Origin of the sequence: Alkalicoccobacillus gibsonii, assembly GCF_016798245.1 — a bacterium.
Taxonomy (GTDB): Bacteria; Bacillota; Bacilli; order Bacillales; family Bacillaceae_D; genus Alkalicoccobacillus; species Alkalicoccobacillus gibsonii.
The window spans coordinates 480,591-502,240 of the sequence record NZ_JAEUZA010000001.1; the positions used below are offsets into that span (position 1 = coordinate 480,591).

Consider the following 21,650-nt stretch of genomic DNA (forward strand, 5'->3'; position numbering starts at 1 on the left):
AATTGTGAGTTTTAGACTCTTTTTAAACGGGAACCTAATAAGTAGACAACGTATTAAAGGAGAGTTTACTCATGAAAGAATTTACTGTAGTAGCAAATAAGGATGCAACCACTTGGATGATAAAAGCAGAGGATGTTGCTCCTATTCACGAATTTGATAAGCGTGATGACGCCGTGGAAAAGGCAAAGGAACTAGCTTCTTCTCATCAACCAAGTAAAGTTGAAGTATATGATGCTTCTAATGAATTAGTTGAATCGAAAGTATTTGAATAAGGCTAAAAAAGGTGGACAACATGTCCATCTTTTTTTTTGAATGTATAACACAGAACAAACGTTCTGTGTTATACTAAATCCTTATCTTACATAGATCGGAGTTTAATGAATGAATGGAAAAACCCATTTAATGGGGGGGCTTGCAGCTTGTGCTGTTGTAGAAACAGTGATGGATGGCAGTGATTTTAGCCCATTGTTTTATATTGGTGGAATGGTAGGCGCTTTTCTTCCGGACATTTGTCATGTGCATTCAACGATTGGAAGAAGGTTACCGCTTTTATCAAAAATGATTTCGTTTGTGTTTGGACATCGTACGTTCACACACAGTTTACTCTTTTTAGGGATCGTGCATGTGTTGCTTGATATGGTATTACCTGAAGCAGCAAATGTACATATTGGCCTTTTTGCAGGAATGATCAGCCACATCCTATTAGATATGGCGACAGTACGAGGGGTTAAATTATTCTTTCCTTTCACGATGAGAGTTCGATTGCTATTATACATACGTACAGGCGGGAAGGTTGAAGGAGTTGTGCAGCTAGTATTATTCGGATGGTTAATCATTTGGAGTTATCAGTTTGTACAATCCTGGCTTTAACGAACAAAGAGGAACAATCCATTTGGATTGTTCCTCTTTCTATTTACTTATGGATTTGAAAGAATTTTTGCTTTGGTTAACCAAGTGAAGGTCTCTTCAAAAAGCTGATTTTCCCACGTGCTTGATGCAAATGTATGTGACGCATGTTTAATATAGATAGGAGGCGTCATAAGGGTAGTCGTATGTTCGGCGTATGATTTTGCATGACTGACTGCTACATCCTCATCTTGTTCGGCATGTACGATAAGCACTTGATTGTTAACTGAAGAGATGGCTTTTAGAGGATCATGTATTTTTAGGTCTTCAAAGAAAGTATGACTCAGTTCAAACCCATGATAATCATGATAGCCGTTTCTTTGAGCGGCTTTAACAGCAGACGTACCAGTAATTTGAACAATATCCTGATAAGGCTCAGCAACAGCTGACCAAAGAACGAGTTGATCAACCGAAGTTCTGCTTGCTGCGATTGCGGAGGTTGCACCTCCGAGACTATGACCAACAATCGTCATTTTTTCTGAATCAATCATTGGTTGATTTTTAATGTATTGAATGATTTCAAGCAATTCTTCTATTTGATTACTTAATGTAAGATTTCGATAGTCTCCGCTACTTTCTCCACATCCACTAAAATCAAAACGGAAGCAAGCATAGCCTTTTTCAGCAAAATAGCGTGAGGCTTTTACAAATAATCGATGTTCACCCACCTTACTCCCGATAAATCCATGAACAAACACGATGGCAGGCAGCTTATCTGATACCGTTTGCTCTGGAAGATGAACAGCACCTGAGAGCGTTTCATCACGTACTTGAAGCGAAATAAGAGAATGAGTCATTTGTAAAACCTCCCATTGATTAAACCTATAAGTTTACTATGTATTTAATATAGCACAGATCATTTAGTCTGGCAATTCATTACTCCTTTTCGTATAAGAGCTTCCTAAGAGGTGAATAGTACGAGTAGAGCGATGTATATCAGGAGGTAAAAGAGAGTTGAGCGTACGAAGACCATTTTTCATTATCGTATTCATGATTTATCTGTCAGCTAGTGGTTTAAGTGGTGTAGAAGCTGCAACTGTTGATAGCAATGAGCCCACACCGAATTCAATTCTAGCAAAAGAATATCCGGAGACGGTGTTTTTTTCAGGTGGAAAACAAACTAAAGAAATTGCATTAACCTTTGACGACGGTCCAGATCCACGTGTAACGAGCGACCTATTAGATGTATTAAAGGAAGAAGATGTACCTGCAACATTCTTTTTATTAGGAGCGAGAGCGAAAGCATATCCTGAACTGGTTCGTCGCACGCATAATGAAGGGCATCTCATAGGAAATCATGGATACTGGCATAACCCAATTATTCAATTATCTGATAAGCAAGCGAGATTTGAAATTGAACAAACACAACAAGTAATTGAACAAATTATTGGTGTAAAAACATCGTTATATAGACCTCCATTTGGTCTTTTAAACGAACAGAAGGTTGAGGTTGTTAAAGACTTAGGCTATTCGATTATCTTATGGTCAGTTGATACAGAAGATTGGAAGGCTTCTCCACCAGATCAAATTGTAGAAACGGTTTTAGAAACTGTCAAACCAGGAGCAATCATACTTCACCATGACGGGTCGAATTGGGACACAGATCTAACAGGTACTGTTACTGCTGTGAAAAAGGAAATATCAGAACTGAAAAAACAAGGATATACCTTTGTGACTGTCGACGATCTACTCGAGTTCAGTGAGTAGAATCTTTTTTTTGACGTATAAGTACAACTCAATGTGGGAAAAATGGCTGATAGTTTAAAGACTTGGATGGAGGACAGAGATATGAGAAAAGTGGTAGCTGGATTGGTCAGTTTTATATTAATCACAGGAATGATGGTGCCAAATGCTTTGGCAGCGGAGAAAGCAGAGGTACAATTCGCAGAGAATGCTTCATCTGCCATTATTATGGAAAGAGACACTGGGGAAGTTCTTTACGAGAAAAATAGTGAAGAGTCCTTACCTCCTGCAAGCATGACAAAAATTATGACCATGCTTTTAATTATGGAAGCTATTGATAAAAAACAACTTAAATATGAAGATATGATTCGAGTAAGTGAGAATGCAGCTTCTATGGGCGGGTCGCAAATTTTCTTAGAACCGGGCGAAGAAATGTCCGTTCAAGATATGTTAAAGGGCATTGCCGTAGCATCTGGAAATGATGCGTCTGTTGCCATGGCTGAACATTTAGGCGGAACTGAATCAGGTTTCGCAGACATGATGAACGAGAAAGCGAAAGAGCTTGGTCTAGAGAAAACGCATTTTTCAAATTCAAATGGACTACCGATTGAAAATCATTACACTTCAGCTCACGATTTAGCCGTTATTGCGAAAGAGCTTTTAAAGTACGAGGATATCACAAAGTTCACCGGTATCTATGAAGATTACTTGCGCCAAGATACGGACAACCCTTTTTGGTTAGTGAACACAAATAAATTGGTTCGCTTTTATCCAGGAGTCGATGGATTGAAAACTGGCTACACAAAAGAAGCTAAATACGGCTTAACAGCCACAGCCGAAAAAGAAGGCATGCGTATCATTGCTGTTGTAATGGGTTCTCCATCACCTAAAGAACGAAATGCTGATGTCACAACGATGCTAGACTTTGCATTTAGTCAGTATAAAACACATAAGCTGCACGAACGGAATGAAGCTGTCGGTGAAGTAAAGATTAGTAAAGGGCAACAGAAAAATGTAAAGGCTGTTACTGGTGAGTCTATTTCGATTTTAACGAAAAAGACGGAATCGATTGATCAAGTAGTAGAAAAGATTGAACTAAACGAAAATATGAAGGCGCCTATATTAAAAGGCGATGAGATTGGCACGCTTATTGTCGAAAACGGCGGGAAGGTTGTTAGTGAAACACCTTTAGTTGCTGAGGATGAAGTATTAGAGGCGTCATGGTGGACATTATTTAAACGAGTTCTTGGCGGTTTCGGAGGGAATTAAGCGGAATGACACCAATTAACAAGGATGGTGACTAGTTTTGTCATGGTGCAGGAGGAGAACCTGTGTGAGGCGAATGTTCTAAACTAGGAAAAACAGGATAGCCTGTTCACCATGTTAAGGAGGGGTCTTACTTTGAGCTTACTGATCAATATGGAACGAAAAGACCGTGTGTTACTTGTACGCTTAGAAGGAGAATTAGATCATCACTCTGCCGCAAGATTACGAGCGGATATTGAGGAACAAATTGAGACAGGTGAAGTCACACATCTTGTACTCAATCTTGAATTCCTATCATTTATGGACAGCTCTGGTCTCGGAGTTATCTTAGGGCGCTTTAAGCAAATTAGGGCAAACGGAGGAGAAATGGTTGTTTGTGCAATTTCTCCAGCCGTTCGCCGATTGTTTGAAATGTCCGGTCTCTTTAAAATCGTACGTCTTGAAGCAAACGAACAATTTGCTTTAGAAACACTGGGGGTGGCCTAACATGCAAAATCGGATGGATTTAAGCTTTTCTGCGATTAGTTCAAACGAATCCTTTGCGCGAGTAACGGTCGCAGCATTTATTGCACAAATTGATCCAAGTATGGAAGAAGTAACGGAGATTAAAACAGTGGTCTCAGAAGCTGTAACGAACTCGATTATTCATGGCTATCAAAATCAGCCTGAGGGCAAAGTCTACATTTCTGCGTCCATTGAAGAAGAATGCCTTGAATTAATCATTCGCGATGAAGGCATGGGAATCGCAGATCTTGATGAGGCGAGACAGCCTTTATTCACAACGAAACCAGAGCTTGAACGGTCTGGAATGGGCTTTACCATTATGGAGAATTTCTGTGACGAGATGAAGGTTACGTCTGAGCCTTTACTCGGAACAACGATTTATTTAAAGAAGCAACTATCAACTAAAAAAGCCATATACAATTAAGGAGTTTTGCCTATGGATGTGGAGGTAAAACGTAAAAAAAATCAGTCAGGTCAGCTTACAGACGCGGAAGTGAAACGATTAATTAAAGAAAGCCAAGACGGTAACGCGAGCTCACGTGATGAGATTGTTAGCCGGAACACAAGGCTCGTCTGGTCTGTTGTACAACGGTTTATGAACCGAGGGTACGAAGCAGATGATCTCTTTCAAATTGGGTGTATTGGATTAATTAAATCTGTTGATAAGTTCGATTTAAGTTATGATGTTAAATTTTCTACGTATGCCGTACCAATGATAATAGGTGAAATTCAACGGTTTCTACGCGATGATGGCACTGTTAAAGTTAGTCGGTCCATTAAAGAGCTAGGAAATCGAGTTCGGAAAATGAAAGACGAACTAACAAAAACTCTTGGACGTACGCCAACCGTCAATGAGATGGCTAAACAGCTTGAGGTGACACCTGAAGAAATTGTGTTTGCTGGTGAGGCAAGTAGGCCGCTCACGTCTATTCATGAAACGGTGTACGAAAATGATGGGGATCCCATTACCGTACTTGATCAAATGGCCGATCAATCGGAGAGTCGTTGGTTCGATAAAATTGCTTTAAAAGAAGTCATTAAGGAGCTCGAGGATCGGGAAAGACTGATTGTGTATTTAAGATATTACAAGGATCAAACCCAATCTGAGGTGGCCGAGCGACTTGGCATTTCCCAAGTTCAGGTATCAAGGCTTGAGAAAAAGATTTTAGAGCACATGAAAATGGAAATGGACGGGTATGAATAAAGGGATGAAGTAGTTCTAAACATTTAGAACTACTTTTTTTCATGTAAGAAAGATGTTTAGAATTGATTGATTCGGTGAATTAGCTTATCATGTGATAAGTGAGGGATGCTAATCATGAAAAAGAATAAAAAGACTGAAACAAAAACAAAACTAAATACCTCTGTGAATATTATACAAACAGCACACCAGCTCTTTATGGATAAGGGGTATGCCAACGTATCAACACGTATGATAGCCAAGGAATGTGGTCTGACTCAGCCGGCACTTTACCACCATTATCCGAACAAAGTAAGCATTTATTTGGCTGTACTACAAACGGATCTTAAGAAAACGGAAGAAGCAATTCACTCCATTTTCGCTGTTCATGAATCAGTCCGTGACGCACTTCTAGAAATGACTATTTATATTTTATTAAATCGTCCGAAGAATTTGGGGCAAATTAATAGTGACATGAAGCTGCACATGGATAAAGAACAGCAGTTGTTGATCCGAAAATACTGGACAGATGCTTATTTATCACCAATTGAGCAATTATTGAAAGAGTCATCGCTTCATGCTCATCTGATAGAGGATCCTTATCATTTAACGAAGTTAGCGCATGTGTATCTAGGAATGGTACATCAGCAACTACCTGAGATGGATCGTCTAACAAATGTGGATGAACACGTCGCTCGTGACCGGGCCGAGTTTTTGGTCACTGTCTATTTAGATGGGATTCTAAGTAAAAAGGATTAATCAAATTGTTTTTCTCTCCTTATCACATGAACGATACATCCAAAGGAGGAATCTCAACATGAAACATCTTCGAACGCTAGCCATCATTAATATAGCAGCATTTATCGTGGCATTAGGAATGAATTATCTCTTTCCTTCTTCTCAAAATGTAGGGAATGTGGCGGATGCACTAGGATCCATCATTCAGCCAGCAGGATATACGTTTTCAATATGGGGGTTCATCTACCTATTAATAACAATTTGGCTCATTCGTATGTTCTTTGCGAAGGGCGCTGAAGCGGAGAGTTACAAAAAGATAGGTGGTTGGTTTGCTGCAAACATTTTGTTAAATAGTTTGTGGATTCTTGTTTTTGAAAGTGAATTCATTGGTCTTTCGGTATTTGTTATTGCAGGGGTATTTTTAACCGTGTTAACCATCTACCTAAAAATCGAATCAACTCCTGGAACACCTTGGTGGCATCGTCTACCATTCTCAGCCTATCTCGGTTGGATTACAGTAGCTGTTATTGTGAATGTGTTTGCTTGGACGAATGCTTCCGGCATTGATTCATTGTTTGGTTTAGATGAGCTAGCTTGGACTGTGATCCTACTCGTCATCGCAACGGCTATTACATTGCTTGTAACACTCAGGCATCGTGATATCATGTATCCAGCCATCGTTATTTGGGCTTTCATTGGCATTATCGTTAAAGAACAAGAAAGAACGCAGCTTGTCACACTATTATGGATTTTCATTGCTGTCATTGCAGTAGCAATTCTGTATCAGGTGGTTCGCTTCTTTAAAGACAAGACTGCATAAGGAGAACATATGAAAAAGGTTTTGATAAGGCTACTTCTTATAGTAGCAGCAATCATTGTGATTGCATTAGTAAGTGGATTAATCTGGGCTTCTTTCTCATTTGAAGCCATGGATGAAGCGAAGGAAATGGCTGGTAAGGAGACGGATCTTGGATTCGTTTTTGGTGAGAGTGACGCCAATAAAGGTGTCATTTTTTATCAAGGGGCTAAGGTCGAACCAGACGCCTATAATTACTTGGGCGACCAGCTTAGCGCAGAAGGGTATTTCGTTGTTATCCCTCAAATGCCTTTAAACTTAGCCGTTTTAAGCCCTTCTAAGGCGAATGTAGTAATGGAAGAATATCCTGACATATCGGAATGGTACATTGGGGGACATTCACTTGGAGGAGCCATGGCATCGTCTTACGTAGCTGATCATGCAGATGCGATTTCAGGTCTCTTTTTACTTGGTTCTTTCTCAGCAAGTGACTTGTCACAAGAAGATGTACGAGTACTCGATATATCAGGTGGGTTAGATGGTTTAGCAACCCCCGATAAAAACGCTGAATATGATGAGAATCTTCCCCCGGAAACGACAAAAGTAGTGATAGAAAAAGGAAACCATGCGAACTTTGGAGATTATGGTCCGCAAAAGGGTGACCTTGTTAGCCCGCTAACACCAGCAGAGCAACACGATATTGTCGTAAACGAGTTAACAGAATGGATGGCCGCTAGTGACGAATAAAGAGTAAAGCGTATTGCATTTTTGCAATACGCTTTTTTTGTACGCATGAACAGAGACAACAATTAGCATACTACGAAGGAAGCTCTTAGAAGGGCGTGATGAGTTTGGAGGATACAACACTCTTTGTACGTATGAAACCAAGAATAGATGCTTCCTTGCATCAAGTACTCACATTACATCAATTGGCTAATTTATCAGGTGACCAAACGATCATCAAACGAATTGGTCATTTAGCTGTTTATCAAATTCAACCCACTGATGGGTCACGCGTTCAAATTGACATTATGACAATCATCGCATCCATCCATTCGATTTTCCCGAAGCTTGATATTCAAGTTGTTGGTAGCGTTAATACGGTTGTGTATGTGAGACAACCTCAAAAGCGATTAAGACCACTCTATATCGCTTTAGTGTGGTTGCTGTTATTTGTCGGGTCAGGTCTTGCAGTTATGAACTTTCATGAAGATGTTAGCATGCGAGCCGTCCACATTAGATTGTATTACTTAGTAACCGGTGAGGAAACCCTTTACCCTTTATGGTTACAAATTCCCTATTCGCTTGGTCTTGGTATTGGGATGGTCTTGTTTTTTAATCATTTCTTCAAAAAACGATTTAATGATGAACCAAGTCCTCTAGATGTAGAGATGTTTAATTATCAACAAAATCTGGACCAGTACGTTGTCCAAAAGGATAAACATGATCATTAGTCGATTAATGTTAATTCTGCTTGGACTCGGCGGGGGGCTTGCTGTAGGGGGAGGGCTAGTTGCCTTTATTACCGTTCTAGGAGTCATTCCAAGGCTTGCGCAGCTTTCAAGGTCAGAAGCGATGATTCGTTTTTATGAGTGGGCTGGAATTATTGGCATTCAACTTGGAACATGGGCTAGCTTCTATCATTTTAATGTTGGATCGTTGAAGGTGATTGCAGTATTCACTGGACTATTAGCGGGTGTCTTTATTGGAATGCTTGCTGCCGCCCTAACAGAGGTATTAAATGTGTGGCCAATTCTTGTCAAACGGATGGGCATGAGCTCGAAAATTATCATCTTTCTTATGGCCATCGCATTAGGAAAAATCGCTGGCTCCCTATTTCAGTGGATTTGGTTTATTAGATAGAAGGGACTTAATTCGGATGCCTACAAAAAAACAAGAAGACTATGCTAAAAATAGCAAGCTTTACGAACAGAAGCCTTCAATTTGGTTAGAAGGCGGCAAGGCCTTTATAGTAGGTGGGTTCATTTGTTTGATTGGACAGGTCATCATTAATTTCTATGACTTATTTCTCGTCCGGACACGTGAGGATGCTATTCAATGGATGCTGGTTACCCTTATATTCATGTCTTCCTTTATGACCGGTTTAGGGTGGTATCGAAAAGTGGCTCAATCATTTGGAGCAGGTATTCTAGTGCCAATCACAGGACTCACAAACTTAATGACAAGCTCTGCGATGGAGCACCGGAATGAAGGCATCATTGAGGGAGTCGCTGGCAATGTGTTAAAGCTAGCTGGTGCCGTAGTCGTAGCTGGAGTGGTTATGGCATACGTAGTAAGTGCAGTACGGTTAATCATTCACGCCATTATAAGTGGATGATCTTATATAGAGAGGAACCGGTATATGAACAAGCTTGGCAAACATACATGGGAATATACAACGCCCGTTTACATTCAAGCTTCCGGTACGGCCGTAGGACCCGATGAGAAAAAAGGGCCACTAGGCGGGTGGTTTGATTCATCATTTCAAACACTCTATTGTGGTGAAACATCTTTCATAAAGGCCGAACGAAAGTTAATGAAAACCGCTTTTCAAACTTGTCTCGATAAAAGTGGCGTAAGAGAGAATCAAATTGACTATTTATTAGCAGGCGATCTTGACCATCAATTAACGGCATCAAGTTTTACCTCAAGAGATTTATCCATTCCTCTATTCGGGATGTATTGTGCCTGCGCAACGGTTGCTCAAACATTATTAACTGCCGCCATGCTAATTGATACTAGACTTGCCAATTATGTCGTTGCTTGTGCCAGTAGTCATTACGGAATTGCTGAGCGTCAGTTTCGCTATCCCACAGAGGCAGCGGTTCAAAAAAGACAAACAGCTCAATATACCGTAACAGGTGCGGGAGCGGTTCTTCTTGGAAAGAAGAAAAGCAACGTTCAAATCACCTGTGCAACAGTAGGAGAAACCATTGATGTCGGCTTAAAGGATCCTTCAAATCTCGGAGCGGTGATGGCACCGGCTGCTGGTCATACGCTTCTTACTCACTTACGAGAGACTAATCGAGAAATTAGTGATTACGACTTAATCTTAACAGGTGATTTGGGACGAGTCGGAAGTGGAATTTTTAGAAAATGGACGCGAGAACACGGGGTGTTATTGGATGAACGGCATGAAGACGGGGGATCGCGAATTTTTAGATCAACAAATGTTTTCTTAGCAGGCGGTAGCGGAGCAGGATGTGCAGCGGTTGTAACCTATAGCAATGTATTAGAACGATTAAAACAAGGAACCTTAAAACGAGTCCTACTTATCGCAACAGGAGCATTATTCAGCCGTGAGACGGTAAAGCTTGGAGAAACGATTCCGGCCGTTGCCCATGCAGTGGCATTAGAGGGAGTTGAATCATAGCGATGGACTATCTACTGGCGTTTCTTGTTGGCGGATGCATTTGTTTTATTGGGCAATGTTTACTTGTTTTAACTAGAGCTACTCCAGTTCAATGTTTAGTTATCTTAGTGATACTCGGGGCATGCTTGGATGGGTTTCATCTCTATGACTCGTTACTAGAGATATCAGAGGCAGGAGCAATTATTCCTGTCACAAGTATTGGACACGCTCTTGTGCACGGTGCGATGAGTGAAGGAGGAGGACATGGATTTCTTGGTATCGGAGCGGGATTATTCACACTTGCTTCAACCAGTATATCCGTATCCATTGTGATTAGTTTTGGCGTCGCATTATTATGTAAACCGAGGGGGTGAGTAAGGTGGAACAAACGAGAGACGTTATTTTTATTACAGATGGAGACGAAGCTGCGCGAAAGACCGTAGAATTTGTAGCACGTGAGCTGGGTTGCAGAGCTATTAGTGCGTCAGCTGGTAATCCTTCTACGTTAAAAGGAGAGGAACTAGCCGCTCTCGTTTTACGTACACCACATTCTCCCGTCTTAGTAATGTTTGATGATTGTGGCTACCGGGATGAGGGTCCAGGAGAACAGTTAATGCGTTATCTACATGATCGAGAAGATATTCGTGTGCTCGGTGCTGTGGCCGTTGCGTCTCAAACCCACTCAAGTGAATGGTCGAATGTTCACTTTAGCATTGACCGGTACGGGGAAGTGACTCACCTAGGAGTAGATAAAGAAGGATTGGCCGATCTTGAAGTGAATCGAATCAATGGGGATACCGTTTATATTCTAGACGAGTTGAAGCTTCCTCTTGTCATTGGTATAGGAGATATCGGAAAAATGAGAGGGCAGGATCAAACAAAAAAAGGATGCCCCATTACAAAAAAGGCCGTTGAAATGATTTTAGAAAGGAGTGGATATCGTGGCGCAAACGTATAAGAAAAAGGAAGAAGCCTTTTCAGATTCGTATATAGAAAACGTTGAACGACTAAAAGAACGCTTAGCTCTCGACATATCTTTTGATGTCGGAGTCAGAAATCTAAAGATTCTTGAGCGTGAAATTGGTATTTATTACGTCACTGGGTTAACGGATAACGAATACATTATTGAGATTCTAAAGGAACTCATGGATCTTGATGCAAAAGGTAAAAAAACGAGTGACGTACATACAGCAATAAAAAATCATTTAACTCACATTCAAGTGGAAGAAACGGATTCAATGGATGATGCGATTACTCAGATGCTTTCTGGATTAATTTTTATTATCCATGAAGGGTCTAAACAAGCATTTGTTGTAGACGTACGTGCGTATCCAAGCCGGGGACCAGAAGAGCCTGATACAGAGCGTGTGGTTCGAGGCGCAAGAGATGGGTACACCGAGAATATCATTTTAAATACCGGACTTACCCGCAGACGTATTCGTGATGAGCGATTACGGAATGAAATTCTACAAGTAGGCGTCCGATCTAAAACGGATATCTGTGTCTCCTATATTGAAGGAGTGGCTGATCCAAATTTGGTAGACATAGTTAAGAAGGAACTTAAGAATATCACTATCGACGGGATTACAATGGCAGATAAAGTGATAGAGGAATACATTGTGAAACAAGGATACAACCCCTTCCCACTCGTACGTTATACAGAAAGGCCTGACGTTGCAGCCACTCATATCTTAGAAGGTCACATTGTGATTATTGTTGATACAACACCCAGCGTAATTATCACGCCAACAACACTCTTTCACCATGTTCAGCATGCAGAAGAGTACCGACAAGCAGCAGCAGTCGGAAGCTTTTTGCGCTTTATGCGGTTTACAGGAATTATGTTCTCGTTGTTTATCCTGCCATTTTGGCTCTTACTAGCTACTAATCAGGATTTACTTCCACAAGCACTTGAATTCATTGGACCTGAAGAGAATAAGAACATCCCGATCCTTCTTCAGATTGTGTTTGGCGAGATGGGCATTGAATTACTGCGAATGGCAGCCATTCATACGCCTTCACCGCTCGCTACAGCACTTGGACTTGTTGCAGCATTGTTAATCGGCGATATGGCTATTCAAGTAGGGTATCTGACACCTGAGGTTATTCTATACGTATCACTTGGAGCAATCGGAATGTTTGCCACACCTAGTTATGAACTCGGAGTAGCTCTCCGGATGGTACGTTATCTCTTCTTATTTTCGGTAGCATTATTTGACTCCTCAGGACTCGTCATTGCTTTTCTCGTGTTTGTTCTTGCACTCACAGCAACAAAACCATTTAACAAACCGTATCTATGGCCGCTTTTGCCATTCTCTCCTCCAGAAATGTGGCAGATTCTCATTAGGGCATCAGTTCCGTCCTTAAAGTGGAGACCATCCATTGTGAACCCACAAGATAAAATCCGTCAGCAACCATCTGATTCGTAAGAAAACTCTTAATAGCCGTAAAGAGAAAATTATGATAAAGTGATAGAAAAATGGATACTTGCACAATCGGGATTGACTGAAGAACAGTTGGTGATTAGGCATCAACTGTTTTTCGTTTGGCAAGAGGAGAGAGGTCAGCATGTATTTACACGGATCAAGTCAAATTAATGTTCATGGACACTTAGAAATCGGAGGAGTGGATACAGTCGCTTTAGCAAAGGAACATGGAACACCTTTGTTTGTCTACGATGTCGCACTTATCCGTAAAAAAGCAGCAGAATTTAAAGAAGCCTTTGAAAAAGAAGAGGTCCCTTACCAGGTGGCCTATGCAAGCAAAGCCTTTAGCTGTATCGCTATGTATCAGCTGGCAAATGAGCTTGGACTAAGCTTTGATGTCGTTTCAGGTGGTGAGCTCTACACAGCCATTAAAGCAGAGGTACCAATGAACAAGGTACACTTCCACGGCAATAATAAAAGCCCTGAAGAGCTTGATCTTGCTGTGAAAGCAAGCATCGGATGTGTCGTTGTAGATAACTTCTATGAAATGACATTACTTGAAGAGACATGCGTTCGTCATAACAAAACGATGGATGTTTTGCTCAGGATTACACCTGGCGTGGAAGCACACACGCATGACTATATTTCAACAGGTCAAGAAGACTCAAAATTTGGATTTGATCTAACGAATGGACAAGTAGACCAGGCCATTAAACAAGCACTAGCAAGTCCGCATATGAACCTATTAGGTGTACATAGCCATATCGGTTCACAAATTTTTGAGACCAAGGGATTTGTCATGGCTGTTGAGAAAATCTTTGAATACATTGAACACTGGAGAACAGAGCTTGAATTTATCCCACGCGTCTTAAACCTTGGGGGAGGATTTGGAATCCGCTACGTTGAAGGGGATGAGCCACTTCCTGGTGGAGAATATGTCTACCAAATGATTAAAGTGATGAAGCAATATGCCGAAAAAGCTGAAATGGCCTTACCTGAAATTTGGATTGAACCCGGTCGCTCTCTTGTTGGAGATGCAGGGACCACATTATATACAGTCGGATCTCAAAAAGACATTCCGAATGTTCGTCACTACTTAGCAGTCGATGGGGGAATGAGCGATAATCTAAGACCATCCCTTTATCAAGCAGAATACGAAGGAATTCTTGCAAACCGAGCAAACGAAGAAGCAACAGATACATTCTCCATTGCGGGTAAGTGTTGTGAAAGTGGAGACATGTTAATTTGGGATTTACCATTGCCAAAAGCAAACCACGAAGACATCCTAGCCGTTTTCTGTACAGGTGCCTATGGCTACTCTATGGCAAACAATTACAACCGCATCCCGCGTCCACCCGTTGTCTTTGTTGAAAACGGAGACGTGCAACTTGTTGTAAAAAGAGAAGACTATGAGGACCTAGTACGTTTAGATCTTCCTCTATCCCGTTAATAGCAGAAGTCACTATCATTTTCTATTTGAAAGAAGATGGTGTACAATAGAATCTGGCTGTCTAAACAGCAAACAAAAGATAAGACAAACCTTTAAAGAAATGAGGATGATTCATATGAAAAAAGGACACATCGCATTCGAAAACGGCGAAAAATTAGTCATTGAATTTTACCCAGAAGCAGCACCAGGACACGTAGAAAACTTCGAGAAACTAGCAAACAGCGGTTTCTACAACGGATTAACTTTCCACCGTGTTATCCCTGGCTTCGTAGCACAAGGCGGAGACCCAGCTGGTAACGGTACTGGCGGCCCAGGTTACACAATCAAATGTGAAACAGAAGGCAACCCACACAAACACGTAAAAGGTGCTCTATCTATGGCGCACGCTGGTAAAGACACAGGCGGCAGCCAATTCTTCGTTGTTCACGAAGCGCAACCACACCTTGATGGCGTGCACACTGTGTTCGGACAAGTAATCGAAGGTGAAGACCTAATCACTCGCATCAAGCAAGGCGATGTAATGAGTGAAGTGAAGGTTTGGGAAGAGTAATTCATGCCTAGAGCTATCCTTAATGGGTAGCTCTTTTTTTGATTAGAGCTAGACTATCGTAGATCTGTACATGAAAAGTTCTATAGGTCTAAGGCTAAATGGAATGATGGAAAGCATAGTTCACCCTCTCCCCTCCTTGGGGGAGGATTAATACTAACTTCTGCTGACTTTACGTAGCGCTTTGAAACCAAGAATCAAGACATATGCGGTAAAGCCAAACAATCCGAAACCAGTTAACTGTAGGATGATTGAAGAGATATCCATGAAAACGCCTCCTTATTAAGGGTTAATGCGAGTCTAACATAGATAACTTGCTGTGATAAGGGTGGATACTAAACAATTAGGAGAAAGCGATAATAAGTGAACAACCCTACGGCGTTTGCTACGAGGATGGAGAAAAAGGATGGATCATTCAAGCGGAGTTTAAGAAAGGTTCTGCCCTCTGATGTAATGGAGAGAGTCGTATATAAGCAGGATGATATTGATATCCGCATCATTCATAGAAAAATAACATTGTTCTAAAGGTACATTTGGAACCGGTATGCGGCTCTGATAACATAATCAATTGTGAAACAGAAGGCAACCCACACAAGCACGTAAAGAGCTCTATCTATGCAGGAGGTAGCCAATTCTTTGTTGTTCAAAAAGCAAAACCACACCTTGACATAGATTGTCTATACTTGGTAAGCGCTGTGTCTCTTTAATGAATGTATGCACATCTAGAAATAAGCAGATACTATCTCTAAACAGAGGTGATTAAATGAAAGAGCAAAAGTGTGCTGTGTTTATGAACAATGGAATGTCGTATGTGGTAAGTGGGACAAGGGACGAGTTCTCTAAAAAGATCGCTAAAAAAGCAATGTCGCAAAATGATGAGCTGTACCATGGTGAATACTTCACCTTTAAAATGAGCCAAGTAGCATCTATAGAGGATATAAATGAATAAGGTAACCAAGAGGGACCGCTGTAAGTAAGAAGAGGAGGTCGTAATCCAAGGAACGTTCAAACCAGCTCCACCCACCGCAAGCAGTCCACCGCTATGTAAGTCACATCACCATTCTCAAGCTCCAGCTTTACTTGTTTCTGATCCATACTGACCTGAGCAATAATGCCAGTTGATTTATGATATGCCCATTGATGCCAATACGTAATGGAGACGCTCTTCGTATAGTGTAAGGAATCCATGACAACCTGCCCAATTCGCTCAAGCTCATCAGGATCAAGCTCATGCTTCTCGATGCGGTAGTCTTTCTCATTTGAATGTCGAATCTGCTCTTTATGTTCAGGAAGCATCATTCGACTGCCCTCCCACGTCAAATTTCCTCGACGCAAAAATGTCTTATATTCCTCTAATTCTTCGAAAGATGGCATAACACACACTCCCACATTGGTTCGCTGCTCTTATTATATGCGAATGTATGTTCGATATTCAATAAAAAAGAAAATCCAATTTCAACCTATGCATTTCATTTATTTTCCTTAGAAGTATTTACCTTTTTAGGTTCTTTCGTTTATACTAGAGAAGAATCTAGTATAGAGACTGTTATAAACCCATTGATAAGTAAAAAGTCATTTATTAATCGTACGTTGTTTATTATAAGGAGGGTATTTTTTGTTGCTTTTTTATTGATTCATCCACTGCCTATACGTCTAATAATTTATTAAAAATGACGAGGAGTGTTGATGAATGATTCAATTTATTTATGAGACAACTGGAATTACACCTAGCATGGTCGAAGGTTTTTTTGTGGATTGGCCAAGTCATCCAGATCCGGCTGCGCACATTCAGCTTCTGCAGCAAAGCAGCCATATTGTTTTGGCGATCGACGAGGATGCGAATCGAGTAGTGGGCTTTATTACAGCGATTAGTGATGGGGTTCTATCTGCTTATATTCCGCTGCTAGAGGTACTTCCTGCTTATAAAAACAGAGGGATTGGAAATGAGTTAGTTGAGCGGATGAAAAAACAGCTCAGCCATCTATACATGGTTGATCTCGGCTGTGATGATGACCTAGTTCCTTATTATAAAAAGCATGGTATGTTCCAAACGAATGCAATGGTTTTACGTAATTACGAAGCCCAAGCAGGAAACATTACATCATAAGAAAAATGGAAGAGCGCTCAAGTCTACTTGCGCGCTCTTCCGCATTGACGATTATATGGAGGGTTTACTAATTGAAGAAACTTGCACGCTGGTGGCCGTTTTTCGCGATCATTAGTCTAATTGTATTAGTTATCGATACCATCCAAACGGTTCCATATCTAGAAGGTGTATGGTACGTTCTCGTTGCTGTAACATATGGACTGATATTTTTACAAAAAAACGTTTCAAAACAGGACACCGCTCATTGGCGAAATGTTCTAGGGATCTTTTTAATCCTTTTGCTATTGCTTGTTGGGGTCGTGTATCATTCTTACCTATGACTCCAGAGACGCTTTACTCTTTTTATGAGCTGAAATGCCTAAGATAAGATAAAAGGTGGCTAAAATGAACGAAGAAGTATAAAAAATAGGACTAGTATCCGAGGTGACTCTTAATACGCCAGTAACTAAAAATAAAATGAATGCAATGAAGTAGAGAAACTTCAAAAGGTATTCCTCCTTACAATTTTGTATATTTTCTCAACGCTCTAATCCCCAAAAATCCACCATAAATGAGGGCGAACAGAAAAACAAAAGCGAGAAGCTGGAAAAAGATTGAGCCATACGGGATATCAATTGTTGTATATTCCATCTTAGACCTCCATATCAAACTAACTATTTTAGTAAGATTATACCATATGTTCTAAGTGGGAAGTTTTACCTTATTATTTTTAATGAAAATTAAAACAAGCCCTTTATTAAAAAGGGCCTGCGATGTCTCACTTACGATTCGTCTTTCATTTCATTACGTAAGCTTTCAATGCTTGTTTCTCTGCGTTTGTTTTTGTTCATGATATCTTCTCTATCATGCTCATCTAATTGGTGATCATGGGCTGCCATATAGTCCTCTGTATCATGAATTTTTTGTTCCGTATTGCTAATGATTTCACTTATTCGCTTTGCATTGTCTGCACGATTATCTGGATTTGCCATGTGTTATGCCTCCTTTTTGAGTGTTTAGTATGCCTCAAACAAATTAAAAGTATGAGGATGTATGTTAGGAATTCTGACAAACCCAAACATTCGTAGCAGGCTTTCCGATAAGGTAATCGATATAGATAAAAGGATATGGGGAGGCTTTTTATGAGTACAACAAATGCGTATGTTAATCCATCTATTTGTGTTCAACCTACTTCAACGGGTCCATTAGATTCGTTAAAATTTGCGGTAAAGGATGTATTTGATATTCGAGGTGTGACATCTAGTGCTGGAAATCCTGATTGGCTCCGCACACATAAGCCGTCTACAAGTCATGCGCCTTCTATTGAACGGCTTTTGCAAGCAGGTGCCACACTTGCAGGCACAACGCATACAGATGAACTGATGTATAGCTTAAACGGGGAAAATGCTCACTATGGTACGCCATTAAATCCTAAGAAACCAGGTCATATTCCCGGGGGTTCATCAAGTGGTTCGGCATCTGCTGCAGCTGCTGGGGATGTTCATTTTGCCGTTGGTACGGACACAGGGGGTTCGGTTCGAATTCCGGCAGCTTACTGCGGGTTATATGGGTTTAGACCAACGCATGACGCTGTATCAATTGATGGAGTCATTCCGCTTGCGAAAAGCTTTGATACAGTCGGCTGGATGGCTCAAGAGATTCAAACGATGGTTCAAGTCGGAGAAGTCCTGCTGCAAGCGAATGATGGAGCTACAGAACCCTTCACGTCGATTCTGATTCCTAACGAAGCATGGGCTTTAATTGAAGAAGAAAGTATAGAAGCTTTGCAAGGGGCGCTCGAGACTTTAAAAAGGAATATAGGACGCTCCGAAACGCTTTCTATTACAAAAGATGGGCTAAATGAGTGGAGGGAGACGTTTAGAATTGCTCAAGCCTTTGAAGCATGGCAAGCGCATGGAGAATGGATTACAAATACGAACCCAGCATTTGGTCCTGGGATCGCTGAGCGATTTAACGTGGCAGCATCCATCTCAGAAGAACACTATCAAAAAGCGCTACAAGAACAAGCAATCATTATAGAACACATGGCTACAATCTTGCCAGCCCATACATTGATGGTCATCCCGACTGTGCCTGGCTCTGCCCATTTAGTAAATCTGGCAGAAGAACAGATTGAACAACGACGCACACGTACGCTTCAACTTAGTTGTATTGCTGGTTTAGCTGGTCTACCTCAGCTTACAATTCCTATTGATTCTGAAAATGGACCGATTGGATTGTCACTCATTGCAGGGGTCAATCAAGATTTGAAGCTACTTTCGTTCGGTCAAAAGTTCTTCCAAACATATTAAAGCCAGCCGATATAGAAGCCGTCTCCTTTCTCCTTTTTTCGCATGTACTGTTAAAAAGGAGGGTTTCCAAGTGGAGATTATTCTTATGCTGGCTACGATTATTAGTCCGATTGTGTTAGCTTTGATTGAATTGATCAAACGAACGGTTCAAATTCCAAAACGATTTATTCCGTTACTTGCAGTGGCAATTGGATTACTTGTTGGAGCATTGTCTTATCCCTTCTCGGATCTTGCACTTTCAATGAGATTATGGGCAGGAACACTTGCAGGCTTGTCAGCCACAGGGTTATTTGAGATAAGTAAAAGTCGTGAAGGCTTGTCACTCACAAAAAAAGATGAAAACAACGAGTAAGCAGCGAGACGGGAGACTTCTCCCGTTGTTTACTCTTAGTAAAGGAGTAAAGATGATACCTCTTGTATATGATCAATTAAATCAAAGTACGTATGATACGCAATTTTTTTGTACTCTTTTAAAGAAAGCGAATGCAAAAGTTGTAGCAGACTTAGGCTGTGGAACAGGACAACTCACAGAACAGTTTGTGAAAGAAGGATATCAGATAACGGCAATTGACCCAAATCAGGAAGCGCTTGAACGAGCGAGAAAAAAAGAGATTCAAGGTAGTGTGGAATGGATTCTCGGTGACAGTTCAGACCTCAAACACCATACTTACGACGTAGTAATCATGACGTCAAATGTAGCACAAGTGTTTTTAACGAGTGATAGTTGGAAGCAAATGCTTTTAGATGTCTATAGATCACTGAAACCAGGAGGACACTTGATATTTGATGTTCGGAATCCGCTTGCAAAAGTGTGGGAGGAATGGGAACAGGATTTGAGTCCGGACTATGCAAAACATCCACAATCAGGTGACGACCTTGAAATTCTTACGGAATATGAAGGTTTTACTGAAGATGTTTTTACATTTTATGAATCGGTGAAGCATGTTCCTTCTGGGGAAATTTTGCAAAGAGAACGATTGCAATTACGATTTCAACCAAAAGAAGAGATAGACCTCTCCTTAAATCAAGTGGGGTTTGACGAAGTACATACGTTTGGTGATTGGCAGCTTTCTCCAGCTACATCTCAATCAAAAACGTTGATCTATATGTACGTAAAAAAATAATTAGACGTAAGAAGCGATGTTATCAAATATAATCGCTTCTTTTTTATATTGAGATGATCAAAAACCTATGGTAAAGTATGGTTAGAACGTAATGAAAGCGCTTTATTTAATTGGATACGCACTAAAATCTGAGTTTTGACAACGTGAGGAGGAACCTTATGCCGGCCGAACCATTGTCTAAAGCAGGACTGCAGGACGTAATTGCGCTTGATACCGCTATATCATATCTAGATACTGATCGAGAACAAATCTTAATTAAAGGCTTTGATTTAATTGAATTAACACAACACATTGGGTACGTTGAGATGATTCATTTACTTTTTGAACATCAGCTACCAAATACTGAACAAGTGAAGTCTTTAGAACAAAGGCTGAAGGACCAATGCGATATTCCAACATCACTTTGGACGATCCTCCAAGAGCTACCTCAAGAGACCCATCCTATGGATGCTCAACGTACAGCGCTTTCCGTATTAGCTGGATTCGATCAATCGCTCCATGATTGCTCTGTTCAAGCGAACACGCACAGAGCGTATCGACTACTCGCCACACTTCCTGTGATTACTGCAAATTCCTATCACTTATTAAATGGCAAGCCAACAATTGTAACTGATTCAAGCTTATCGTATAGCGCAAACTTTTTATACTTACTCACTGGTCGCGTCCCTTCAAAGCTTGAGGAACGTATTTTTGATTTGTCTTTATTGCTTTACTCTGAACATGAGCTTCCAAACTCGACTTTTACTGCAAGAGTCATTGCCTCAACGTTATCTGATATGTATGGCGCATTAACGGGTGCTGTTGCTTCTTTAAAAGGCCCTCTGCACGGGGGAGCGAATGAAGAGGTGATGAAGCTGCTACTTAAGGTGAACTCACCAGAGGCGTTTGAAGAATTACTTCAAGAAAAGCTGCACCAAAAAGAAAAGATTATGGGGTTTGGACATCGAGTTTATGCAAAGAAAATGGACCCACGTGCGTTGATTATGAAGCGTGCACTGATCGACTTAAGTGATCAACGAGGGGATGATCAATTCTTACGGATGTGTGAGGCAGGAGAGAATCTAATGGAACGAGAAAAAGGATTATACCCGAATCTGGATTATTATGCTGCTCCTGTTTATTACATGTTAGGTATTCCTATAGACTTATTCACACCGATTTTCTTCTGTTCAAGAACGGTTGGCCTATGTGCTCATATCATTGAGCAGCATCAAAACAATCGTCTGTTTAGGCCACGTGTACAGTATAAAGGCACACCGTATCAATTTATTTAATGACTA

Annotated in this window: 29 protein-coding genes; 26 read left to right on the forward strand and 3 right to left on the reverse strand. The window is 40.8% G+C overall.

The genetic code is table 11. The features are described from left to right. Positions 1-71 precede the first annotated feature (71 nt). Positions 72-272 carry a DUF2188 domain-containing protein gene (locus JNO66_RS02630; protein ID WP_203086640.1) on the forward strand — a complete coding sequence of 67 codons (201 nt, stop codon included), beginning with the start codon at positions 72-74 and terminating at the stop codon, positions 270-272. Positions 273-381: 109 nt separating this feature from the next. Then, positions 382-870, forward strand: coding sequence for a metal-dependent hydrolase (locus JNO66_RS02635; protein WP_203086641.1), 489 nt, complete (start codon positions 382-384; stop codon positions 868-870). 47 nt (positions 871-917) lie between these two features. Here the strand turns inward: JNO66_RS02635 and JNO66_RS02640 are convergent, their stop codons facing one another. Beyond that, positions 918-1,703 (reverse strand): alpha/beta hydrolase family protein, encoded by a 786-nt coding sequence (locus JNO66_RS02640; protein WP_203086642.1) that lies wholly within the window; start codon positions 1,701-1,703, stop codon positions 918-920. Between the two features lie 157 nt (positions 1,704-1,860). Between JNO66_RS02640 and JNO66_RS02645 the strand changes: the two genes are divergently transcribed. From JNO66_RS02645 to JNO66_RS02730, 18 genes are all read left to right on the forward strand, one after another. Then, positions 1,861-2,613: a polysaccharide deacetylase family protein gene (locus JNO66_RS02645; protein WP_203086643.1), complete on the forward strand. Its 753-nt coding sequence runs from the start codon at positions 1,861-1,863 to the stop codon at positions 2,611-2,613. Positions 2,614-2,694: 81 nt separating this feature from the next. Continuing rightward, the gene (locus tag JNO66_RS02650; protein WP_203086644.1) at positions 2,695-3,858 is read left to right on the forward strand and encodes a D-alanyl-D-alanine carboxypeptidase family protein; all 1,164 of its coding nucleotides are present in this window, start codon (positions 2,695-2,697) and stop codon (positions 3,856-3,858) included. 132 nt (positions 3,859-3,990) lie between these two features. Beyond that, positions 3,991-4,341: an anti-sigma F factor antagonist gene (gene spoIIAA, locus JNO66_RS02655; protein WP_203086645.1), complete on the forward strand. Its 351-nt coding sequence runs from the start codon at positions 3,991-3,993 to the stop codon at positions 4,339-4,341. Between the two features lies 1 nt (position 4,342). After that, positions 4,343-4,783, forward strand: coding sequence for an anti-sigma F factor (gene spoIIAB, locus JNO66_RS02660; RefSeq protein ID WP_203086646.1), 441 nt, complete (start codon positions 4,343-4,345; stop codon positions 4,781-4,783). 12 nt (positions 4,784-4,795) lie between these two features. Further along, the gene (gene sigF / locus JNO66_RS02665; protein WP_203086647.1) at positions 4,796-5,563 is read left to right on the forward strand and encodes an RNA polymerase sporulation sigma factor SigF; all 768 of its coding nucleotides are present in this window, start codon (positions 4,796-4,798) and stop codon (positions 5,561-5,563) included. Positions 5,564-5,677: 114 nt separating this feature from the next. Further along, positions 5,678-6,298, forward strand: a complete 621-nt coding sequence (locus JNO66_RS02670) for a TetR/AcrR family transcriptional regulator (protein WP_203086648.1) — start codon at positions 5,678-5,680, stop codon at positions 6,296-6,298. A gap of 58 nt (positions 6,299-6,356) precedes the next feature. Beyond that, positions 6,357-7,097, forward strand: coding sequence for a tryptophan-rich sensory protein (locus JNO66_RS02675; RefSeq protein ID WP_203086649.1), 741 nt, complete (start codon positions 6,357-6,359; stop codon positions 7,095-7,097). A 9-nt stretch (positions 7,098-7,106) separates the two neighbouring features. Then, positions 7,107-7,820: an alpha/beta hydrolase gene (locus JNO66_RS02680; RefSeq protein WP_203086650.1), complete on the forward strand. Its 714-nt coding sequence runs from the start codon at positions 7,107-7,109 to the stop codon at positions 7,818-7,820. 98 nt (positions 7,821-7,918) lie between these two features. Then, positions 7,919-8,527, forward strand: a complete 609-nt coding sequence (locus tag JNO66_RS02685; RefSeq protein ID WP_203086651.1) for a stage V sporulation protein AA — start codon at positions 7,919-7,921, stop codon at positions 8,525-8,527. Then, entirely contained in the window at positions 8,517-8,936 is a 420-nt protein-coding gene (locus JNO66_RS02690; protein ID WP_203086652.1) for a stage V sporulation protein AB, read from the forward strand. The genes JNO66_RS02685 and JNO66_RS02690 overlap by 11 nt, the downstream gene beginning before the upstream one ends. 16 nt (positions 8,937-8,952) lie before the next feature. Further along, positions 8,953-9,411, forward strand: coding sequence for a SpoVA/SpoVAEb family sporulation membrane protein (locus tag JNO66_RS02695; RefSeq protein ID WP_203086653.1), 459 nt, complete (start codon positions 8,953-8,955; stop codon positions 9,409-9,411). Positions 9,412-9,435: 24 nt separating this feature from the next. Continuing rightward, positions 9,436-10,446 carry a stage V sporulation protein AD gene (gene spoVAD / locus JNO66_RS02700; protein WP_203086654.1) on the forward strand — a complete coding sequence of 337 codons (1,011 nt, stop codon included), beginning with the start codon at positions 9,436-9,438 and terminating at the stop codon, positions 10,444-10,446. 2 nt (positions 10,447-10,448) lie between these two features. Continuing rightward, positions 10,449-10,799 (forward strand): SpoVA/SpoVAEb family sporulation membrane protein, encoded by a 351-nt coding sequence (locus tag JNO66_RS02705; RefSeq protein ID WP_203086655.1) that lies wholly within the window; start codon positions 10,449-10,451, stop codon positions 10,797-10,799. Positions 10,800-10,804: 5 nt separating this feature from the next. Then, positions 10,805-11,383: a stage V sporulation protein SpoVABEA gene (locus JNO66_RS02710; protein WP_203086656.1), complete on the forward strand. Its 579-nt coding sequence runs from the start codon at positions 10,805-10,807 to the stop codon at positions 11,381-11,383. Next, positions 11,367-12,854 carry a spore germination protein gene (locus JNO66_RS02715; RefSeq protein ID WP_203086657.1) on the forward strand — a complete coding sequence of 496 codons (1,488 nt, stop codon included), beginning with the start codon at positions 11,367-11,369 and terminating at the stop codon, positions 12,852-12,854. The genes JNO66_RS02710 and JNO66_RS02715 overlap by 17 nt, the downstream gene beginning before the upstream one ends. Positions 12,855-12,993: 139 nt before the next feature. After that, positions 12,994-14,301 (forward strand): diaminopimelate decarboxylase, encoded by a 1,308-nt coding sequence (gene lysA / locus JNO66_RS02720; protein ID WP_203086658.1) that lies wholly within the window; start codon positions 12,994-12,996, stop codon positions 14,299-14,301. A 115-nt stretch (positions 14,302-14,416) separates the two neighbouring features. Next, a complete protein-coding gene (locus JNO66_RS02725; RefSeq protein WP_203086659.1) occupies positions 14,417-14,851 on the forward strand; it encodes a peptidylprolyl isomerase in 435 nt (144 codons plus the stop codon). A 760-nt stretch (positions 14,852-15,611) separates the two neighbouring features. Next, the gene (locus tag JNO66_RS02730) at positions 15,612-15,797 is read left to right on the forward strand and encodes a hypothetical protein (protein WP_203086660.1); all 186 of its coding nucleotides are present in this window, start codon (positions 15,612-15,614) and stop codon (positions 15,795-15,797) included. Positions 15,798-15,853: 56 nt separating this feature from the next. On the opposite strand, the gene JNO66_RS02735 is transcribed toward JNO66_RS02730, so the two are convergent. Beyond that, entirely contained in the window at positions 15,854-16,222 is a 369-nt protein-coding gene (locus JNO66_RS02735) for a YolD-like family protein (RefSeq protein WP_203086661.1), read from the reverse strand. A gap of 316 nt (positions 16,223-16,538) precedes the next feature. Here JNO66_RS02735 and JNO66_RS02740 point away from each other — a divergent pair, with 316 nt between their 5' ends. Both JNO66_RS02740 and JNO66_RS02745 read left to right on the forward strand, forming a co-directional pair. After that, the gene (locus JNO66_RS02740; RefSeq protein WP_203086662.1) at positions 16,539-16,955 is read left to right on the forward strand and encodes a GNAT family N-acetyltransferase; all 417 of its coding nucleotides are present in this window, start codon (positions 16,539-16,541) and stop codon (positions 16,953-16,955) included. Positions 16,956-17,026: 71 nt separating this feature from the next. Then, the gene (locus JNO66_RS02745; protein WP_203086663.1) at positions 17,027-17,275 is read left to right on the forward strand and encodes a hypothetical protein; all 249 of its coding nucleotides are present in this window, start codon (positions 17,027-17,029) and stop codon (positions 17,273-17,275) included. Positions 17,276-17,716: 441 nt separating this feature from the next. On the opposite strand, the gene tlp is transcribed toward JNO66_RS02745, so the two are convergent. Next, positions 17,717-17,926, reverse strand: a complete 210-nt coding sequence (gene tlp / locus JNO66_RS02750; protein ID WP_203086664.1) for a small acid-soluble spore protein Tlp — start codon at positions 17,924-17,926, stop codon at positions 17,717-17,719. A gap of 150 nt (positions 17,927-18,076) precedes the next feature. Between tlp and JNO66_RS02755 the strand changes: the two genes are divergently transcribed. The 4 genes from JNO66_RS02755 to mmgD all read left to right on the forward strand — a co-directional run bounded on the left by JNO66_RS02755 (position 18,077) and on the right by mmgD (position 21,644). Further along, positions 18,077-19,246, forward strand: coding sequence for an amidase (locus JNO66_RS02755; protein ID WP_203086665.1), 1,170 nt, complete (start codon positions 18,077-18,079; stop codon positions 19,244-19,246). 70 nt (positions 19,247-19,316) lie between these two features. Continuing rightward, the gene (locus tag JNO66_RS02760) at positions 19,317-19,598 is read left to right on the forward strand and encodes a holin (protein ID WP_203086666.1); all 282 of its coding nucleotides are present in this window, start codon (positions 19,317-19,319) and stop codon (positions 19,596-19,598) included. Then, positions 19,582-20,370, forward strand: a complete 789-nt coding sequence (locus JNO66_RS02765) for a class I SAM-dependent methyltransferase (protein ID WP_246483152.1) — start codon at positions 19,582-19,584, stop codon at positions 20,368-20,370. The genes JNO66_RS02760 and JNO66_RS02765 overlap by 17 nt, the downstream gene beginning before the upstream one ends. 158 nt (positions 20,371-20,528) lie before the next feature. Next, entirely contained in the window at positions 20,529-21,644 is a 1,116-nt protein-coding gene (gene mmgD / locus JNO66_RS02770) for a citrate synthase (protein ID WP_203086668.1), read from the forward strand. Positions 21,645-21,650: the final 6 nt, after the last annotated feature.

Excerpts from the sequence above, each read along its gene's own strand:
- JNO66_RS02630 (WP_203086640.1), top strand. The coding sequence starts at position 72 with ATGAAAGAATTTACTGTAGTAGCAAATAAGGATGCAACCACTTGGATG.
- JNO66_RS02635 (WP_203086641.1), top strand. The coding sequence starts at position 382 with ATGAATGGAAAAACCCATTTAATGGGGGGGCTTGCAGCTTGTGCTGTT.
- JNO66_RS02640 (WP_203086642.1), bottom strand. The coding sequence starts at position 1,703 with ATGACTCATTCTCTTATTTCGCTTCAAGTACGTGATGAAACGCTCTCA.
- JNO66_RS02650 (WP_203086644.1), top strand. The coding sequence starts at position 2,695 with ATGAGAAAAGTGGTAGCTGGATTGGTCAGTTTTATATTAATCACAGGA.
- spoIIAB (WP_203086646.1), top strand. The coding sequence starts at position 4,343 with ATGCAAAATCGGATGGATTTAAGCTTTTCTGCGATTAGTTCAAACGAA.
- sigF (WP_203086647.1), top strand. The coding sequence starts at position 4,796 with ATGGATGTGGAGGTAAAACGTAAAAAAAATCAGTCAGGTCAGCTTACA.
- JNO66_RS02670 (WP_203086648.1), top strand. The coding sequence starts at position 5,678 with ATGAAAAAGAATAAAAAGACTGAAACAAAAACAAAACTAAATACCTCT.
- JNO66_RS02675 (WP_203086649.1), top strand. The coding sequence starts at position 6,357 with ATGAAACATCTTCGAACGCTAGCCATCATTAATATAGCAGCATTTATC.
- JNO66_RS02680 (WP_203086650.1), top strand. The coding sequence starts at position 7,107 with ATGAAAAAGGTTTTGATAAGGCTACTTCTTATAGTAGCAGCAATCATT.
- JNO66_RS02685 (WP_203086651.1), top strand. The coding sequence starts at position 7,919 with ATGAGTTTGGAGGATACAACACTCTTTGTACGTATGAAACCAAGAATA.
- JNO66_RS02690 (WP_203086652.1), top strand. The coding sequence starts at position 8,517 with ATGATCATTAGTCGATTAATGTTAATTCTGCTTGGACTCGGCGGGGGG.
- JNO66_RS02695 (WP_203086653.1), top strand. The coding sequence starts at position 8,953 with ATGCCTACAAAAAAACAAGAAGACTATGCTAAAAATAGCAAGCTTTAC.
- spoVAD (WP_203086654.1), top strand. The coding sequence starts at position 9,436 with ATGAACAAGCTTGGCAAACATACATGGGAATATACAACGCCCGTTTAC.
- JNO66_RS02705 (WP_203086655.1), top strand. The coding sequence starts at position 10,449 with ATGGACTATCTACTGGCGTTTCTTGTTGGCGGATGCATTTGTTTTATT.
- lysA (WP_203086658.1), top strand. The coding sequence starts at position 12,994 with ATGTATTTACACGGATCAAGTCAAATTAATGTTCATGGACACTTAGAA.
- JNO66_RS02725 (WP_203086659.1), top strand. The coding sequence starts at position 14,417 with ATGAAAAAAGGACACATCGCATTCGAAAACGGCGAAAAATTAGTCATT.
- JNO66_RS02730 (WP_203086660.1), top strand. The coding sequence starts at position 15,612 with ATGAAAGAGCAAAAGTGTGCTGTGTTTATGAACAATGGAATGTCGTAT.
- JNO66_RS02735 (WP_203086661.1), bottom strand. The coding sequence starts at position 16,222 with ATGCCATCTTTCGAAGAATTAGAGGAATATAAGACATTTTTGCGTCGA.
- JNO66_RS02740 (WP_203086662.1), top strand. The coding sequence starts at position 16,539 with ATGATTCAATTTATTTATGAGACAACTGGAATTACACCTAGCATGGTC.
- tlp (WP_203086664.1), bottom strand. The coding sequence starts at position 17,926 with ATGGCAAATCCAGATAATCGTGCAGACAATGCAAAGCGAATAAGTGAA.
- JNO66_RS02755 (WP_203086665.1), top strand. The coding sequence starts at position 18,077 with ATGAGTACAACAAATGCGTATGTTAATCCATCTATTTGTGTTCAACCT.
- JNO66_RS02765 (WP_246483152.1), top strand. The coding sequence starts at position 19,582 with ATGAAAACAACGAGTAAGCAGCGAGACGGGAGACTTCTCCCGTTGTTT.
- mmgD (WP_203086668.1), top strand. The coding sequence starts at position 20,529 with ATGCCGGCCGAACCATTGTCTAAAGCAGGACTGCAGGACGTAATTGCG.